This window comes from Microbispora sp. NPDC049125, assembly GCF_040802045.1.
Lineage (GTDB): Bacteria > Actinomycetota > Actinomycetes > Streptosporangiales > Streptosporangiaceae > Microbispora.
The window spans coordinates 26,926-41,867 of the sequence record NZ_JBEZDW010000048.1; the positions used below are offsets into that span (position 1 = coordinate 26,926).

Annotated in this window: 14 protein-coding genes and 1 pseudogene; 9 read left to right on the forward strand and 6 right to left on the reverse strand. The window is 68.8% G+C overall.

Annotation, left to right across the window (positions count from 1 at the left end; genetic code table 11):
* Positions 1 to 953: 953 nt before the first annotated feature.
* A pseudogene (locus AB0B72_RS35715) lies at positions 954 to 1,592 on the reverse strand (transposase); the annotation flags it as partial.
* A gap of 94 nt (positions 1,593 to 1,686) precedes the next feature.
* Here AB0B72_RS35715 and AB0B72_RS35720 point away from each other — a divergent pair.
* Together AB0B72_RS35720 and AB0B72_RS35725 are read left to right on the forward strand one after the other, a co-directional pair.
* A complete protein-coding gene (locus tag AB0B72_RS35720) occupies positions 1,687 to 1,890 on the forward strand; it encodes a hypothetical protein (RefSeq protein ID WP_367743906.1) in 204 nt (67 codons plus the stop codon).
* A gap of 80 nt (positions 1,891 to 1,970) precedes the next feature.
* Entirely contained in the window at positions 1,971 to 3,743 is a 1,773-nt protein-coding gene (locus AB0B72_RS35725) for a hypothetical protein (RefSeq protein ID WP_367743907.1), read from the forward strand.
* Between the two features lie 153 nt (positions 3,744 to 3,896).
* Here AB0B72_RS35725 and AB0B72_RS35730 read toward each other — a convergent pair whose 3' ends face one another.
* The 3 genes from AB0B72_RS35730 to AB0B72_RS35740 all read right to left on the reverse strand — a co-directional run bounded on the left by AB0B72_RS35730 (position 3,897) and on the right by AB0B72_RS35740 (position 6,507).
* The gene (locus AB0B72_RS35730) at positions 3,897 to 4,304 is read right to left on the reverse strand and encodes a DUF6461 domain-containing protein (protein WP_367743909.1); all 408 of its coding nucleotides are present in this window, start codon (positions 4,302 to 4,304) and stop codon (positions 3,897 to 3,899) included.
* Positions 4,305 to 4,575: 271 nt separating this feature from the next.
* Positions 4,576 to 5,097 (reverse strand): SMI1/KNR4 family protein, encoded by a 522-nt coding sequence (locus AB0B72_RS35735; protein WP_367743910.1) that lies wholly within the window; start codon positions 5,095 to 5,097, stop codon positions 4,576 to 4,578.
* Positions 5,098 to 5,358: 261 nt separating this feature from the next.
* Positions 5,359 to 6,507: a glycoside hydrolase family 11 protein gene (locus AB0B72_RS35740; protein WP_367743911.1), complete on the reverse strand. Its 1,149-nt coding sequence runs from the start codon at positions 6,505 to 6,507 to the stop codon at positions 5,359 to 5,361.
* 599 nt (positions 6,508 to 7,106) lie between these two features.
* On the opposite strand from AB0B72_RS35740, the gene AB0B72_RS35745 reads away from it, so the two are divergent.
* Genes AB0B72_RS35745 through AB0B72_RS35755 form a run of 3 tightly spaced genes read left to right on the forward strand, consistent with a single transcriptional unit; the run spans position 7,107 to position 8,736 of the window.
* Entirely contained in the window at positions 7,107 to 7,535 is a 429-nt protein-coding gene (locus AB0B72_RS35745; protein WP_367743912.1) for a hypothetical protein, read from the forward strand.
* Positions 7,529 to 7,762 carry a helix-turn-helix transcriptional regulator gene (locus AB0B72_RS35750; RefSeq protein ID WP_367743913.1) on the forward strand — a complete coding sequence of 78 codons (234 nt, stop codon included), beginning with the start codon at positions 7,529 to 7,531 and terminating at the stop codon, positions 7,760 to 7,762. The genes AB0B72_RS35745 and AB0B72_RS35750 overlap by 7 nt, the downstream gene beginning before the upstream one ends.
* Complete coding sequence (locus AB0B72_RS35755) at positions 7,759 to 8,736, forward strand: NAD(P)-dependent alcohol dehydrogenase (protein WP_367743914.1); 978 nt, start codon at positions 7,759 to 7,761, stop codon at positions 8,734 to 8,736. The genes AB0B72_RS35750 and AB0B72_RS35755 overlap by 4 nt, the downstream gene beginning before the upstream one ends.
* Before the next feature lie 154 nt (positions 8,737 to 8,890).
* Here AB0B72_RS35755 and AB0B72_RS35760 read toward each other — a convergent pair whose 3' ends face one another.
* Positions 8,891 to 10,408, reverse strand: a complete 1,518-nt coding sequence (locus tag AB0B72_RS35760; protein WP_367743915.1) for a non-reducing end alpha-L-arabinofuranosidase family hydrolase — start codon at positions 10,406 to 10,408, stop codon at positions 8,891 to 8,893.
* Between the two features lie 973 nt (positions 10,409 to 11,381).
* Between AB0B72_RS35760 and AB0B72_RS35765 the strand changes: the two genes are divergently transcribed.
* The gene (locus AB0B72_RS35765) at positions 11,382 to 11,885 is read left to right on the forward strand and encodes a DinB family protein (protein WP_367743916.1); all 504 of its coding nucleotides are present in this window, start codon (positions 11,382 to 11,384) and stop codon (positions 11,883 to 11,885) included.
* Positions 11,886 to 12,052: 167 nt separating this feature from the next.
* Here AB0B72_RS35765 and AB0B72_RS35770 read toward each other — a convergent pair whose 3' ends face one another.
* Positions 12,053 to 12,439: a winged helix-turn-helix transcriptional regulator gene (locus AB0B72_RS35770; RefSeq protein WP_367743917.1), complete on the reverse strand. Its 387-nt coding sequence runs from the start codon at positions 12,437 to 12,439 to the stop codon at positions 12,053 to 12,055.
* A 103-nt stretch (positions 12,440 to 12,542) separates the two neighbouring features.
* On the opposite strand from AB0B72_RS35770, the gene AB0B72_RS35775 reads away from it, so the two are divergent.
* From AB0B72_RS35775 to AB0B72_RS35785, 3 genes are all read left to right on the forward strand, one after another.
* The gene (locus AB0B72_RS35775; RefSeq protein WP_367743918.1) at positions 12,543 to 13,166 is read left to right on the forward strand and encodes an NAD(P)-dependent oxidoreductase; all 624 of its coding nucleotides are present in this window, start codon (positions 12,543 to 12,545) and stop codon (positions 13,164 to 13,166) included.
* A 351-nt stretch (positions 13,167 to 13,517) separates the two neighbouring features.
* The gene (locus tag AB0B72_RS35780; RefSeq protein WP_367743935.1) at positions 13,518 to 14,447 is read left to right on the forward strand and encodes a copper resistance protein CopC; all 930 of its coding nucleotides are present in this window, start codon (positions 13,518 to 13,520) and stop codon (positions 14,445 to 14,447) included.
* A gap of 27 nt (positions 14,448 to 14,474) precedes the next feature.
* Positions 14,475 to 14,939: a hypothetical protein gene (locus tag AB0B72_RS35785; RefSeq protein WP_367743919.1), complete on the forward strand. Its 465-nt coding sequence runs from the start codon at positions 14,475 to 14,477 to the stop codon at positions 14,937 to 14,939.
* Positions 14,940 to 14,942 lie beyond the last annotated feature (3 nt).

The following is a 14,942-nucleotide window of genomic DNA, read 5'->3' on the forward strand; positions in this document are numbered from 1 at the left end:
GCGGCGCCTGTCCGTACAGAGCACCGAGGACTCGCCCTCCTCGCCGGCGTTGGGATGCCCGGCCGACATCGGCCGCCTCAAACCAGCGTGGAGGGCCTGTCGCCCAGAGGAAGGTCTGGGATCATTACTGATGATCTCTCAGGAGGCTGACTGGCTTCGATGCTCGTGTCCTCGCCAGGCCTCCGACCTAGGCTGGGGGCATGAGCGCCATGCGAGAGGAGCCGCGCTATCTCGTGGACCAGTTGCCGGAGCCGGAGCTACGGTCCGCTCTGGAGTTGATCCGTGGGCGGCTGGACGAGCCGGTCCTGGCGGAGCGTGATCTTCCCTTCTTGCGTCGTTTGAGGCTGAGCCGGATCTCGTCTAACGCCATGAGATCCTGCAGTCCGAGATGGGCCCCTGACGCCTCGCATGGCGGAACTCGTTGAGACGTACGTCGCCGTTATCGCGGCCGCCGAACGCCTGGGGCTGAGAGAGGTCGCAACAGTCGACCATCGGCACTTCCGAATCGTGCGCCCACGCCACGTCGATGCCTTCACGCTGCTGTCCGGCTGATCGCAGGCCCAGTCATCCCGAGTGACTATCTGGGTGTCAATTACCTTGGACGAGCCCGGACAGCGGTGGACAACGGTGCACCGTACGCTCAGGTCAGGGTGGGTGCAGGTGCTGGTCCTGCCCTTTCCTGGGTTGGCTTACAAGCGAGGGGTCACTGGTTCGAACCCAGTACCGCCCACCTGCGAAAAGAGCCCCGTTCCGATGATCGAAACGGGGCTTCGTGCCATTAATGTGCCATTAGCCTCGATCTTTCGCGCCCATCCGCTGGCTGGCTGAGCTATCCGGCTGGAGTGTGATTTCGCGGTCGTGGTCAGGGTGATGGCCCGGCTGTCGCGCCGGTGGGCGGGGTTCCACGGGCCCGCGGGGTGTCCTTCCTGGTTGTAGGGATGATTCTGCGCTGGTCAGGTCGGTGCCGGCAGGGCTTGGAGCCGGGTGATGGCGGTGACCAGCTGGCGGGCCCAGGGCCAGGACGCGGCCACACGTAGGCGGAGGCGTCGTCCGCCGCGGGCCAGGCGGGCGGCGACGGCGAACAGGCGCAACCGCAGCCGTTTGGGCTCATAACGGCGAGCGGGGGTCTCGTGTAAGGCGAGCATCTGCATCCAGGCCATGAGCTCGCAGGCCAGCGCGACGATCTCCGTCCAGATCTGGTTCTGGGTGAAGTCGTGCAGCGGCAGGTTGCGCAGTCCGGTGTCCTTGGCGGTGTGGATGCGGTCCTCGCAGCGGGCGCGGCGATGGTGCCGTAACTCCAGGTCGGCGAGCTGACCCCGCCTTGTGTTGGTGACAAAGCACGTGAAGCGGTGCCTATCGATGTCGGTGAAGCGCAACCGCGCGCCCGGATGGGGGTGCTCTTTGCGCACGATCAGGCGCATCCTCTTCGGCCAGCCCTCCAGCTTCACCAGGCCGGTCAGCTCGGCGACCCACGCACCGGCGCGTACCTGGCCCTCGGCGTCGTAGGCGGGCGTCCACGCCTGCTCGGGCAGGGCAAGGATCGTCTGCTGGAGCTCCTCGGTGAGGGTGAACCCGATGGAGTACGACAGCCGCCCGCTGTACTGCCCGCCTGGGGAGAGACGGTGACACCGGCCCGTCCGGTTGTCTCGGCTCCGAAATATTCGCACTAGTAACAGGATGTATGTCATGGCTTTCGACGATTCGTCCCTGCCGCCGGTCGTTCCGGAGGATGCCGCGGCCCTCGTGGCCGCAGTGGCAGGTTCGGTTCTGCTGCCGGGCGACGCGGCATACGACGACGAACGCGCCGTCTTCAACCTGAATCACGAGCTGGTGCCCGCGGTGATCGTGGTGGCGGAGAGCGCGGCCGATGTCCAGGCTGCCGTCGCGTAACCGCATCGCGTCGAAGATCATGGAGCCGCTCGTTCCGCTGTGTCCGCTCGTACGGCGGTGCCGCACTAAGATCGCGTCCCATGCTTTCGGGTGGTTCCTGGCGGATTATCAGGACCGGATTAGTAAGTCTGGTTCTAGCGGCGGCGGTCGCGGGTCTGGTGCTCGGCGACGCCTGGCTATGGGTGGCCGCCGAATGGTCGCCGCCGGTCTATGTGAAGTATTACGCGCCCGGCGGTTTTGACGCACAGACGGCTGTGGCGCTGCTCGTGGCCGCAATGGTGAAGGCCGCACTCCTGTGGCTGATCCTGCGTGCCCCCCTGCCGGGACCGCTGGACCGCCGGACGAAGGCGCTGCGCCGGCTGCTGTATCTGGCGGTGGCGTACGTCCTCGTGCTGTGGTGCCCGATCGCGCTGCTCCCGGACGCGGTCGATGCGGCATTCCAGCTCGCGCTGTGGACCGCTATCGACGTCCTCTACCTGCTCGTCATCCGCTGGCGGTCCCGCATGCTGCGCGCGGCGGCCGGAGCGATGTTCGCGGTCGAGCTGGCCGGGATGGCCAACGAACTGCTCGACGAACTCGACCTCCCAGAGCTTGGGCGGGGCAGCATCGTCGAACTGGGCTTGATGCTGGGTGGACTCGCGGCGACCGTCATCACGGTCGTCGGGCAGCGGCGCGACGGCCGGTGGAGTCGCGGCACGCAGGTCGCCGGGTGGTTGTCGGCGGGCGTCTGCGCGCTGGGGATCCCGTTCAGCATTCTCATCGGAAGGATCTCCATCGGCACTTTGACGATGGAGATCATGATGGACGCGGTGGGGCTCGTCATCACCGTGTGGCTCGCGGCGACCGCCCGTGAACTGCCCGCTGAGGGCCGCCCGGCGGACCTTCCGCCTGCGCGGCGGCGCCTGATCCGCGTCGCGGTGGCGGCCCTGGCAGTGCTGCCGATCATCGCGATGATCCACCCGGAGCAGACCCCGCGCCTCACCTACACCGGCTGGTCGATGGACTGCTATGACCGGCCCAGCTTCGGCGACCTCAAACCAGCGGAACGCGACGACGCGTTCCTGTGCCGGGCGCGGAGCACGGACAGCGGAGTCCCGCCCATGTTTCCGGACAGCCTGTCGGACCAGGAGATCCTCGCGTACGGGCGGGCGCTGTGCCGTGCGAAGGACCGCGACGAGCAGAAGGCGATTCTGACGCGGGCCGGGAGCGCGCGGCCCGCCTGGGGCGCGGATGTGTGGGACCTCGTCTACGTCTGCCCCGAGATCGTCGGCGCGACCCATCCCGAGCTGCTGCGGTCATCCAAGGAGACGGAGGCGGCCAACACCGCCTACATCGCCAAGGAGAACGCGAAGTGCCGCGACCCGTGGCCCCGGACGAAGGGTGTGGTCCAGGCCACGGCCAACTACTTCCTTTTCGTCGACGGCGATCCCGGCTATCTGGTCTACGACCCCAAGGACGAAGCGGCCGAGGAGGCGGCGGAGCAGGCGACGAACAGGTCCTACGACGACAGCGCCTTCATCGGGGTGGCCGGCAGCGCGGTGCTCGTCGGGCATGTCGAAGACGTCGTCGATCTCTGCCTTACGGTGAAGGCCTTCCGTACCGCGCCGCCACAGCGCGTGGCCGGGTGGGATTACGTCAACGAGGTGCCGATCGTCAGCCGCGGCGGCGAGCTCACCGTGCCGGAGATGGGCGGCGGAGACGTGGGCGCGGGTGCCCCGATGCCGAACCTGGCGATCGCGGGGAAGGGCCGCTACCGGCTCCGTGTCTACGTGCGAGTCGGCGATGCAGGGGAGGAGCACCTGGTCGTCGTGTTCCCGGGTGCGTCGAGGAAGAGGCTCACGCTGAAGTCGTGAGCGGTGGCGGGGCGCACCGCGGCCGGTCGCCGGCTCGCCGTCTGAGCGTGGTGCCTTGGGAGCCGATTCCGGTCGGCGGCGGCTCCGGCCGCCCCGCCACACGCCCACCACGCCGTACCTGACGAACTCGCCGATCATCCCCCGCCGCCGGCGTCAGTCCTGAGACCAGTGATCCGCTATATCGGCTCCCAGCAACGGCCCATCCAAGACGTCCGGAGTCAATATGACCCCGGTCAATCGCGCCGCGAGCATCAAAGCTCCGTCCACTGTCGGGCGATCGAAGCTTCCCTCCTCGTTCTCATCCGCTTCGTCGTCTTCGACGCTGGGTTCGTACGCAGGATCAAAGCCAACGTCCCTCATCAGCTCCACCAGCCGATCCGGATCGGTTCCATACCGCCATGCGGGAATCATGGGATCGAAGGCGGTCACCTGTTCTCCGTCGACGGCATAGGCGAAGCGGTCAGACGAGTCATCGTGCCTCCGCACCGACACGGCCTCCGTCCCTACCGACAGCGCTTGCAAGGCGTCCAACGCCTTCCAGCCGAACACCTCGATGAGCACGGTCCAGCCACCCAGACGTCCCGCCAAAACCTTGTTAGGGGGTAGGGGGAAACGGCCACTCATCCATCAGCTCCCCATAGGTAAGCGGCCGGATACTCCCCTCTTCGACGCCCACGCGCCGAAGCGCAGCCGCCTCGTCGAGTTCACGAACAAAAGTCAGACACCAAATGCCGAGGAGCGAGTAGTCACGGGCGAGCCAGGCGACATCGTCATAAGTGACCTCCATGCGTCCGCTCTCCCGCCGTCGTCCTGAATTGAGGTCGCCGGCCGATTAGCGGCAGAGCTCCTCGATCATGCGATTGAAGTGGGGGAACTCCTCCGCAGCCTCCCTGATCACCGTCTTCGCGGGCTTCCTGAGATCGGGTGCGTACTGCTCGGCAATGGCGGTCATCTCAGGATTGGGGCGCGAGCTTTGGTCAGGGAACGCGACGGCTTCGAAGGGGCCGAAGCCGTCGGCCAGCAACCAGAGGTAGCAGCCCAGGTCACGGGCGATCACTCCACGATCGCCCTCCGACCCGAAGAAGACGATCGGCTGATCGGCAAGCCCCTTCTCCGGGAGAACGAGCCAGAACGCCGCAAGGCCACCCGTACCGTCCTGGCCGAACACGCGGAAGGCGTCACCGCTGACTTCAGCGTTCCCCGTCCAGGCCCGGAACCACGCAGTGGTCTCCTCCGTAGAGGGAAACTCCTCGTAGGGCTCGTAATCCACCCCGCCGTCCCTGGTGAATTCGAACGTGACTCCGGCCACGGCGGTCAGCGCCGGGGGAAAATCGCGATCTCCATCGAGGATCATCCGGTTAGGTTAGCGCCGGCTGTGAAGAGAAGAGATCATCCATCCTCTCCGCGCCTCAAGGCCGGTGGTTCCGCACCCCACAGAGACCGTGGCCGGCGTACACGGTCACGCCCGTCCGCCGGGCAGGGGCGGGAGTTGTATGAGCTCCCGCCCCTGCCCGGGGATACGGCCGCGGCTCGCCCGGGACGGTCGGTCGCCGCCCCGGGCGTCACTCAGGCTGCTCTCCCCGCATCCGGGTTCCACCGTGCGGGGAGGGGCCGGTCAGCCGGTGGCGCAGGCCGAGCCGTTGAGGCTGAACGCCGAGGGATTGGGGTTGTTGCCGGTGTGGGTGCCCTGGAAGCCGAACGAGGTGCCGGCGCCGGGGGCCAGCGAGCCGTTGTAGGACATGTTGCGGGCGGTGACCGACGAGCCGCTCTGGCTGATGGCGGCGTTCCAGCCGCTGGTGACCTGCTGGCCGCCGGAGAAGGACCAGGTCAGTGTCCAGCCGTTGATCGTGCCGCTGCCGGTGTTGGTGATGGAGACGTCGGCCGTGAAGCCGGTGTTCCACTCGTTCTTGGTGTAGGACACACGGCAGGCGCCGTTCCCTCCGGTGGGCGAGGGTGAGGGTGAAGGCGAGGCCGATGGGGACGGCGAGGGGGAACGCGACGGCGACGGTGAAGGCGAGGGGGAGGGGGAACGCGAGGGCGAGGGCGACGGCGACGGCGACGGGTTGGAGCCGCTCAGCGTTATGTTCGAGCTCCCGCTGCTCTGATATCCCTCTGTCGCGAGGATCATGTAATCGAAGCTGCCCAGGTTCATTCCATAGCGGGCCCACGCGTCGAAGTGGTTGCCGGTGGTTATCGTCCCGCCCGTTCTCTTCGACTGCCGGACACTCCAGTACTGGTTGAAGGTCGCGTTGCCGATGATCGAGGGGGCGTTGTAACGCGTCGTCTCGTAGATGTCGTACGTGCCGCCGTCACTGGTGACCGTGCCCTTGTACGTTCCCGTGGGCCGGTACGTGCCCCAGTTGTCGACGATGTAGTACTCCACGAGCGGGTTCGTCGTCCAGCCGTAGAGAGACAGATACGAGTTTCCGGACGGGTTGAAGCTGCCGGAGTAGCTCACGCTCTTGCGGCCGCCGGGCTTCCAGCCCTTCCCGGCGACGTAGTTATTGGTGTTGCGCCATGAGGTGCTGTAATTCCCTCCGGATCCGAGGGTCATGGAGACCGTCCCGGGGCTGTCGGTCCAGAAGGAAAAGAAGTAGCCGTTGTTGGTGCCGGTCTGGTTCGAGGTGATGGTCGTGTCGGCGTGGGCCGTGCCGGGCAGGACCGCCGAGACAAGGACCAGCGCCGCGGCGCAGGCGCCGCGCATGAGCTGCCTCACGACGCGGCGGCGTCCGCGGCTCCTCGGTTGGGCTGGGGAGTCGTTCATGTGCGTTTCTTCCTCCTCGTAAGGCTGGCGGGAAGCCAGGCGGCGAGCACGACCCGGTGAGGCTTGTGCCGGTGGCCGGGGTCACGGCCACCGGGCGTCGGCGACGTACAACGCGGCGGAGGTTGGCCGGTCGTCGTGCGGTCGGCGAGCGGAGGACCGGGTCGCGGCGGGTGACCCGGATCGACAGCGGTCGAGCTGCGTCGATGTCGAAATTGCTGTCGAAAGTATCGGGCCGATGGCGAAAGTGTCGGGCTGGCTCTGCCGGGCTGTCAATGAATCGGGAGAATCGCGGAGGACCTGCGCTCCGCCACGTGAGACAGAGGCGGCGTTGGCCTGGCCACATACCCGGTCCGGCCGGCCAGGGGCCGGTCCGTGGTGATGAAAGTTTCGGGGACGCCCGACATCCGCCGATGGCCCTTCCGGGCGTCTCGGCCACAGCGCGGACCCTGGGGACGCGAGTGGGAAGCCCTCGCCCGGCCGGCGGATCCACGCTCGAGCCTGCCCTCGCCGCGGATCGCATGTAAAACTTTCTAGACACGAGGTCAAAGATTCGCTACTTTGGTGATGTCGAAGATTCTTTACATCCCGGGAGATGGCACATGACACTCGAGCAGAGACGGGCGTGGATCCGGCTGGTGGTGACCGTCGCCGCGTACGGCGGGTATGTGGCCGTGGTCCTGGGCCGGACCGGTGGGCGGCCGCTGACCGAGGCGCCCTACGCCGCGGCGCTGCTGTGGAGCATCGGGGCGGCCATCGTCGCCACGATCGTGGCCGAGGTCGTGATCGGTGCGGTGAACCCGAAGGCGTCCCTGGTCAAGGACGTACGGGATCGGGAGATCGGGCGGCTGGGCGACCACGTCGGCCAGTCGTTCGTGGTGATCGGCGCGGTCGCGGCGATGCTCATGGCCGTGGCCGGGTGGGACCGGTTCTGGATCGCCAACGTGATCTACCTCTGCTTCGCGCTGTCGTCGCTCCTGGGCAACGTCACCAAGGTCGTCGTGTACGGCGGGAGCCTCCCTCGGTGGTGAAGCCGACCCGTGTGACGAACCGCATCCGGACGCTGCGTTTCGCGCACGACGAGATGACCCAGGCCGAGCTGGCCGAGCGCCTCGGTGTGACCCGGCAGACCGTCATCGCCATCGAGCAGGGCCGGTACTCGCCGTCCCTGGAGATGGCCTTCCAGATCGCCCGCGTGTTCAAGGTTCCGCTCGACGAGGTCTTCCAATACCCCAACCCCCTGGAGGGGACGAAATGAAAGCGATCGCTCAGGACGTGTACGGCTCGGCCGATGTGCTCCGGCTACGCGAGGTGGACCGGCCGTCGATCGGGGAGGACCAGGTGCTGGTCCAGGTGCGCGCCGCGGGAGTCGACCCGGGCGTGTGGGTCTGCATGACCGGCCGGCCGTACGGCGCGCGTGTCGTCTTCGGGCTGACCAGACCCAGGGTGGCGGTGCGAGGCCGGGCGCTGGCCGGGGTCGTGGTGTCGACCGGTTCCGGCGTGAACGGCTTCAAGCCCGGTGACGAGGTGTACGGCACCAGCGTGGGCGGCACCTTCGCCGAGTACGCGGCCGCCTCCGGCAGGCGGCTCGCGCTCAAGCCGTCCAACCTGTCGTTCGAGCAGGCCGCCGCGGTGCCCATCTCCGGGGTGACCGCGCTGGAGTGCGTCCGCGACGGCGGCCGGGTGCGGCCGGGGCAGAAGGTCATGGTCGTCGGCGCGGCCGGCGGCGTCGGGTCGTTCGCGGTGCAGATCGCCAAGGCGTCCGGCGCGCGTGTGACCGGTGTGTGCGGTGCGGACAAGGTGGAACTGGTCCGGTCGCTCGGCGCCGACGAGGTGATCGACTACACCCGTGAGGAGGTCGACCGCGACGGGGCGTGCCACGACGTGGTCATCGACCTCGCGGGGTGCCGCCCGCTGAGGCTGCTGCGACGCGCCCTCGCTCCGCGCGGGACGCTGGTGGTGGCCGGTGGCGGGCACGACGCCGGCGGGCTGCTCGGTGGCTACACCCGCCAGCTGCGCGCCCCCTTCGTGTCGATGTTCACCGGCCGGCACCTGCGCGGCCTGATCTCCAAGGAGCGCGCCGAGGAGCTGGACGAGCTCACGCGGCTGATCGAATCCGGCGCGGTCACCCCGGTCATCGACCGCACATACGCCCTCGCCGACGCCCCCGACGCCATCCGCTACCTCGCCGAAGGCCACCCCGCCGGGAAGGTCGTCGTCACCGTGGGGTGAGAAGGCGGCGGGCTACCGAAGGGCCGCCCCATCCCCGGGGAGGGCTCTCCAACGACAAGGGCGGGCTCGGCCTTATCGCCGAGCCCGCCCGCTCCAGATCCACCCGATCCCGACCGCCAGTCGGGACCACCCGGGGTGGACCGGCGTCACACCGTCAGCGCTGGAGTGTCAGCACGCCCGGCCGGTAGGGCAGCAGGCCGTAGTCCACGCCGTTGGAGCTGGGGGAACGACCCTGGTAGAGCAGCTGCAGGTTGCAGGCGTCCACGGTAAAGGTCTGGTCGGGGTTGTTGCGGACCAGGTCGCCGTGGCTGATGTCGTCGGTCCAGGTGGCACCGCTGTTGGCCTTGCCGGCGAAGGGGTTGCTCTCGCTGGTGGCCTGCGGCGTCCACGACCCGCCCAGGCTGGTGGCCGTGTAGGAGCGGAAGTAGCGGCCCCGCGAGCCGATCGACTCCACCAGCATGAGGTACTGGTTCTGGCCCTGGACCTTGTAGACCTGAACGCCTTCGAACAGGTTGTTCGTCGTGTCGCTCATGATCTGCGTGTAGTTGGAGCCGAAGCTGCCGGGGAAGTTGCCGATGGGCATGCTCTGCCGGTAGATCTTGCCGTTGTCGCCGGCGAAGAACAGGTACATGTTCTGGCCGTCACCGATGACCGTCTGGTCGATCGGCCCGGTGCCCGAGCCGGAGATGCTCGCGGTGGACAGGGTCTGCTGCGCCGACCAGCCGTTGGCGTTGGTGGGGTCGCTGGAGGTCCGGTAGGAGAAGGCGGTCCCGCCCCACTGGTAGGCCAGCACCCAGATGTTCTTGGGCGCGAAGTAGAACAGCGTGGGGGCGACGGTGCCGGAGTTCATCTTGGTCTGGGTGGCGGAGGCCATGTCCGACCAGTTGGTGAACAGGCCGAAGTTCATCGAGCCCCAGCTCGATCCGTTGTCGTGCGTCGTGGCGTAGACCAGGTGCTTGCCGTTGTAGACGACGTTGGTGAAGTCCTTCAGCGAGACCCACCCGGACTTCGGGGTCGCCAGCGCGCCCGTCGAGGTCCACCGGTACGACGACGGAAGAGGACACGAGTTCGGTGTCGGTGTCGGCGTGGGGCTCGGTGTCGGGGTCGGGCTGGGAGACGGGGTCGGGCTGGGAGACGGTGTCGGCGTGGGGCTCGGGGTGGGAGTCGGCGTCGGGGTCGGTGTGGGAGTCGGGGTGCCGGGGGTGCCGGTGCAGGCCACGCCGTTCAGGGAGAACGACGCGGGCTGGGGGTTGCTCCCGTTCCACGAGCCGTTGAACCCGAAGTTGGCGCTGCCGCCGGAGGGGATGGAGGCGTTGTACGAGACGTTGGTGGCGGTCACCGACGAGCCGGACTGGGTCTGGGTGGCGTTCCAGATCTGAGTGATCTGCTGGCCGGCGCCGAAGGACCAGGTCAGCTGCCAGCCGTTGACCGCGTCACCGAGATTGTTGATGGTGACGCTGGCGCCGAAGCCGCCTGGCCAGTTCGAAGTGATGGTGTAGTCGACCCGGCAGGTGACGGCCGCCTGCGCGGGCTGCGTGGCCAGCAGGCCGGTCGTCGCCAGCAGGACCGGGATCGTGGTGATCGTCAAGCCGCGGCGCACGGCCGATCGGGACGGCGCCGTCGGTGTGACGGCGGAGCGGCGCGGTGTCCGCGTTCGCCATGGCAGGCGCATCTGTGTTCTCCTCATCATCATGTCCGGCCGCCGTCAGAGGCCGGTGCGGGCAGTGGCCGGGGTGGGCCGAGGTGCCGTTCGCGGTGAACCCGAAGGTCGTGGAGCCGCCGGCGGCGATGGAGCCGTTGCAGGAAAGCGGACACGCGGGGGTCACCCCGCGCGATCGACGCCGCGTCCCGTGATCAGGGAACGCACACCACAAGGGCGTCGCGGACGGCGGTCCTCACCGCTCACCACCACATGGCAGGAGGAATCCGCCTCGGGGACACAGTCTGGAAACCAGGCCGAAATGTGTCAAGCCCTCTAAGAAAGTTTCAGAGCCACGCCTTCGCCGTCACGGGTGGCACCCCTGGATAACGCCTGATGAGCCGCACGCCGGTCCGCCGAACCTCCCTGGGCGCGAGGTGCCGTCCTTGACGTCGCTTCTTCGTCTCGTGTTGGCTCCGACCTGCCACCACAGCCATTCCGACAGAGAAAGAACCGCGACAGGCAGCAAGTGTGAGCGTTAACAACTGACCTGGGCCACCATCCGGCGGCCCAAGGTGCGGGGCGGACCTGCGGACAGACACCACGTCCCTGGAGCCGCCCTCTGGAAGTCACCGATGAGGAGGTTCACCGCGGCGAAGAAGACCGCGGCAAACAAGAACGTCGTGGACGGTCGCCTGCGTCACGTCGTGTCATCGCCGGCGCAGCCGTGGTCCGTCCGATTGCTCCGCACGCGGATACGTCGCGTGACTGACGCCCCGGACCCGTACCGGCGGCGTACGGTCACGGCGTACGGTCACGGAGTGCGTCATGGGTGCACGAGGTTCGGCGGCGACTCGTTCCGCTGCTCGTGATGAGCCCAGTCCTTGCCGGGCAGGCCGGCAGCGCTGCGGGTCCGCCCCCAACGGCCACGAATTTCCCCGTATTCCTCGGAACTGGAATAGTCCATGGGTGTATCACCTGGACTGCGTATCCCGAGAGGACGGCCGTGGCTCCCACCAGCACGATGACGACCGAAGCAGCTGCTTTGCGGCACTATCTCGACGCCCAGCGGACCAGCGCGCTGGCGATCCTCGACGGACTCACCGAGGAGCAGCTGCGAACCTCAGTCCTGCCGTCAGGCTGGACACCGCTCGGGCTGATCAAGCATCTGGGCTATGCCGAGCGCCACTGGTTCCAGACGGTGTTCCGCGGAACCCCGACCGAGGTGCCATGGCCGGATGACGACGGGGAGGCGCTGACCGCGGAGCATCCGGTCGCGGAGGTGTTCGCCTTCTACCGGGAGCAGTGCGAACGGGCCAACGCCATTCTGGCCACCACGCCGCTGGACGCGAAGCCGGTGGGACGGCACGGAAGCGGCCGGGGGGACGACGAGGTCAGCGATCTGCGCGGGATCGTTCTGCACATGATCGAAGAGACCGCCCGTCATCTGGGCCATCTCGACGCCGCCCGGGAGCTCATTGACGGCCGTACCGGTCTCGGCCCCCGCTAAGGCGGCCCGCGCGGCGCGGCCGTACGGCGGCGGGGTTGTACGGCGGCGGGGTCGTACGGCGGCGGGGTCGTACGGGGGGCGGTCGTACGCGGCGGGGTCGTACGCGGCGGGGGAGCACGTGGGGCGGGAAAGGCGGCGGCGTACGCGTGGGCACGTGCCGCAGGGCGTCAGCCGGCGCGGTCGACGTGGGCGCGGTCGTCGTACGACTCGCGGGCGTCGAGCAGTTCCTCCCAGTGCTCCTCCACCCAGGCATAGGCGACCGCCATCGGTTCGAGCATGCTGCGGCCGAGCGGAGTCAGCTCGTACGCGACATGGGGGGTGGCCCCGGCGTAGGCGGTGCGCTTGACCAGACCGTCCCGTTCGAGTGACCGCAGCGACTGGGTGAGGACCTTGGGAGTGACGCGCTTCAGAGGTACGCGCAGCTCGGAGAACCGGCGTGGCCCGTGCTCCAGGCAATGGATGACGAGCGGCGCCCACTTGTCGCCGAACCGGATCGGGTTGAGCGCCGACGGGCACAGCTCGTCGAACATGTCGGCGGGCAGGGGTTCCCTCATGGCCTCACGATAACCGGTATCCCGGCGGTAACCGCGGCTCCGGATAGCGTCCTGGAAATCGGCCGGACGAACGGGCTCCGGCCCTGGTGAGAGGCGGTTCGCCATGAACATCGTGATCTTCGGCGCAGGTGGCCGGGCCGGGCGGCAGGCGGTCGGGGAGGCGCGCCGGCGCGGCCACCAGGTCACCGCCGTGGTGCGCGTCCCTGCAGACCACAGCGACCTGGGTGACGTGCGGGTGGTGGCGGGCGACGTCACGGACCCGGTCGGCGTCGAGCGTGCGGCCGCCGGGCATGACGCCGCCATCAGCGCCGCCGTGGACCTGTCGGTGTCATCGCACGATTTCTTCACCGCGTCGTCCCGCGCCCTGGCCACCGGCCTGGCGAAGGCGGGCGTGCCCCGCCTGGTGGTGGTCGGACTCGCATCGATCATGCCCGGGGCGTCCGGTGCTCCGCTGATGGACGAGCCCGGCTACCCGAACGAGTACCGCGCCTTCTGCCTCGGCCACGCCGCAGGCCTCGATGAGCTTCGGACCTGCGACCTGGATTGGGCGTACGTGGCACCCGCGGGCGACTTCGACCGGGACGGTACGCGCACCGGGCGATACCGGGTCGCGGATCACGGCGACCCGGTCAGCCGGATCACGTACGCGGACTTCGCGATCGCGCTGCTCGACGAGGTCGAGGCGCCCCGCCACCACCGCGCCGCATTCAGCGTCCGGGAGGCGTGATGCCCGAGGTGCACGACAATCCGAACCCCGGGTCTCCGAGCTCGTCCGTCGTTTCGAGGATCGGCCGCGCCGGGCGGGCCGCCCCGGCTTGAGCGCCTGAGTACGGGGGCCGGCCGTCGCCCGGCTCTGGAGCGGGCCCGCGCGCGAGCTCCCGCGGGCCGCGGGCGGCGCCTCTGTCGCGGTTGGGCGGCGGCTACCTCCATCTCACTGCCAAAGCCGTACTTTTGTTGCGAATGCATCAAGTTCCGATCATTCGGGTGGAAAGTCGTTAATCTCGGTGCAACAGGTCGCACCGGTACGAGTGGTATCTCCCCATCCAGGGGCCGTACTCCATGGAGAGCAGAAGTGACGATGGCACGCTGGCTGGGCCGGTTGCTTCTGCCGGTCGTCGTCGGTGTGGCGGCGATGGCCGCCCTGGCGGCGCCCGCTTCCGCCCACGGCCAGCTCGCGCTGTCGACACCGGTCAAGGACAGCACGGTGCGCGAGCCGATGAAGTCCGTCGAGCTCTACTTCACCGAGACCCCCGCCCCGAACGCGTACTTCGCGGTCACGGCCCCCAGCGGTGCCCGGCTCGACGGGCCCTGGACGCACGGTCAGCCCAAGCGCCTCGACAAGCCGGTCCAGGAGTTCAACCTCGTCGACGGGGTGTGGGTGCCGAAGGTGTACAACACCGGATTCCCGGCGGAGATCCCGGTCGCCTACTGGCCGGAGCGGGGCGAGTACGTCGTCAAGTATCTGTCGATCGCGTCCGACGGGGAGCCGGTGCGGGGAGAGCTGCGGTTCACCTATAAGGGCAGGACTTCGGGGCCGCCCAAGGGCTGGAAGGCTCCGGACAACGAGCCCGACCCCCTCCTGCTCGCCTCGCCCCAGCCGGGAAGCGGCAGCCAGGCTCCGGTGCCCGAGACCGGCGGGAGCCCGGCGGCGCTGGGCCCGGTGATGCCCCAGGCCGGCGGGAGCCCGGCCGCGGTGCCCGAGACCGGCGGAAGCCAGGCTCCGGTGCCCGAGACCGGCGGCAGTCAGGCCGCGGTTCCGGAGACCGGCACCGCCGGTCCTGCCGCCCCGACAGCGCAGTCCGCAGACTCCGGCACCGGGCTGTCGGTGTGGCTGGTGCCCGCGGTCCTCGTCGTGGGAGCGGGCGTCCTGGTGGCGCGGGCGGCGCGACGGCCCGCGCCCGCCGCTGCGGCCGCCAGGCGACCTTCAGGCCGTCCGCAGAGCAAGGCGCCCTCACGCGCGCCGGCCTCACGCACCCGGCAACGCCCCAAATCGACCAGGCGACGCTGACTGTCCCCGCCCCTCTCAGGAGATCCCATGACGATCGCCTCTGCACGCGTGCGCCCGCTGCTCGCCGTGCTAGGTGTTGCCCTGCTGATGGCCGCGTCGGCCTGTGGCGGGTCACAGGCCGCCTCCCCTGCCCAGTCGGCTGCCCCGGCCACCCAGGCTGCCCCGGCTGCCACCGAGCCGGCTCCTGCGGCCCCCAGCCCGTCGGAGGCTCCCGCTTCCACCGGCCCGGCCGTGAAGGAGATCACCGTGACCATCGCCGGTCGGAAGGTCACGCCGCCGCCGGGACGGATCGAGGTGACCAAGGGCCAGACGGTGCGGATCACGGTGACCGGCGACGCCGCCGATGAGGCGCACCTGCACGGGTACGACAAGGAGGCCGAGCTTAAGCCCGGCAGTCCCGCGAGCATCGAGTTCGTCGCCGACGAGACGGGGCTGTTCGAGATGGAGACCCACGAGTCGGGGCTTCAGCTGTTCCAGCTCCTCGTGCGTTAGGCC

Excerpts from the sequence above, each read along its gene's own strand:
- AB0B72_RS35720 (WP_367743906.1), top strand. The coding sequence starts at position 1,687 with ATGGCTTTCGACGATTCGTCCCTGCCGCCGGTCGTTCCGGAGGATGCC.
- AB0B72_RS35725 (WP_367743907.1), top strand. The coding sequence starts at position 1,971 with ATGCTTTCGGGTGGTTCCTGGCGGATTATCAGGACCGGATTAGTAAGT.
- AB0B72_RS35735 (WP_367743910.1), bottom strand. The coding sequence starts at position 5,097 with ATGATCCTCGATGGAGATCGCGATTTTCCCCCGGCGCTGACCGCCGTG.
- AB0B72_RS35740 (WP_367743911.1), bottom strand. The coding sequence starts at position 6,507 with ATGAACGACTCCCCAGCCCAACCGAGGAGCCGCGGACGCCGCCGCGTC.
- AB0B72_RS35745 (WP_367743912.1), top strand. The coding sequence starts at position 7,107 with ATGACACTCGAGCAGAGACGGGCGTGGATCCGGCTGGTGGTGACCGTC.
- AB0B72_RS35755 (WP_367743914.1), top strand. The coding sequence starts at position 7,759 with ATGAAAGCGATCGCTCAGGACGTGTACGGCTCGGCCGATGTGCTCCGG.
- AB0B72_RS35760 (WP_367743915.1), bottom strand. The coding sequence starts at position 10,408 with ATGCGCCTGCCATGGCGAACGCGGACACCGCGCCGCTCCGCCGTCACA.
- AB0B72_RS35770 (WP_367743917.1), bottom strand. The coding sequence starts at position 12,439 with ATGAGGGAACCCCTGCCCGCCGACATGTTCGACGAGCTGTGCCCGTCG.
- AB0B72_RS35775 (WP_367743918.1), top strand. The coding sequence starts at position 12,543 with ATGAACATCGTGATCTTCGGCGCAGGTGGCCGGGCCGGGCGGCAGGCG.
- AB0B72_RS35780 (WP_367743935.1), top strand. The coding sequence starts at position 13,518 with ATGGCACGCTGGCTGGGCCGGTTGCTTCTGCCGGTCGTCGTCGGTGTG.
- AB0B72_RS35785 (WP_367743919.1), top strand. The coding sequence starts at position 14,475 with ATGACGATCGCCTCTGCACGCGTGCGCCCGCTGCTCGCCGTGCTAGGT.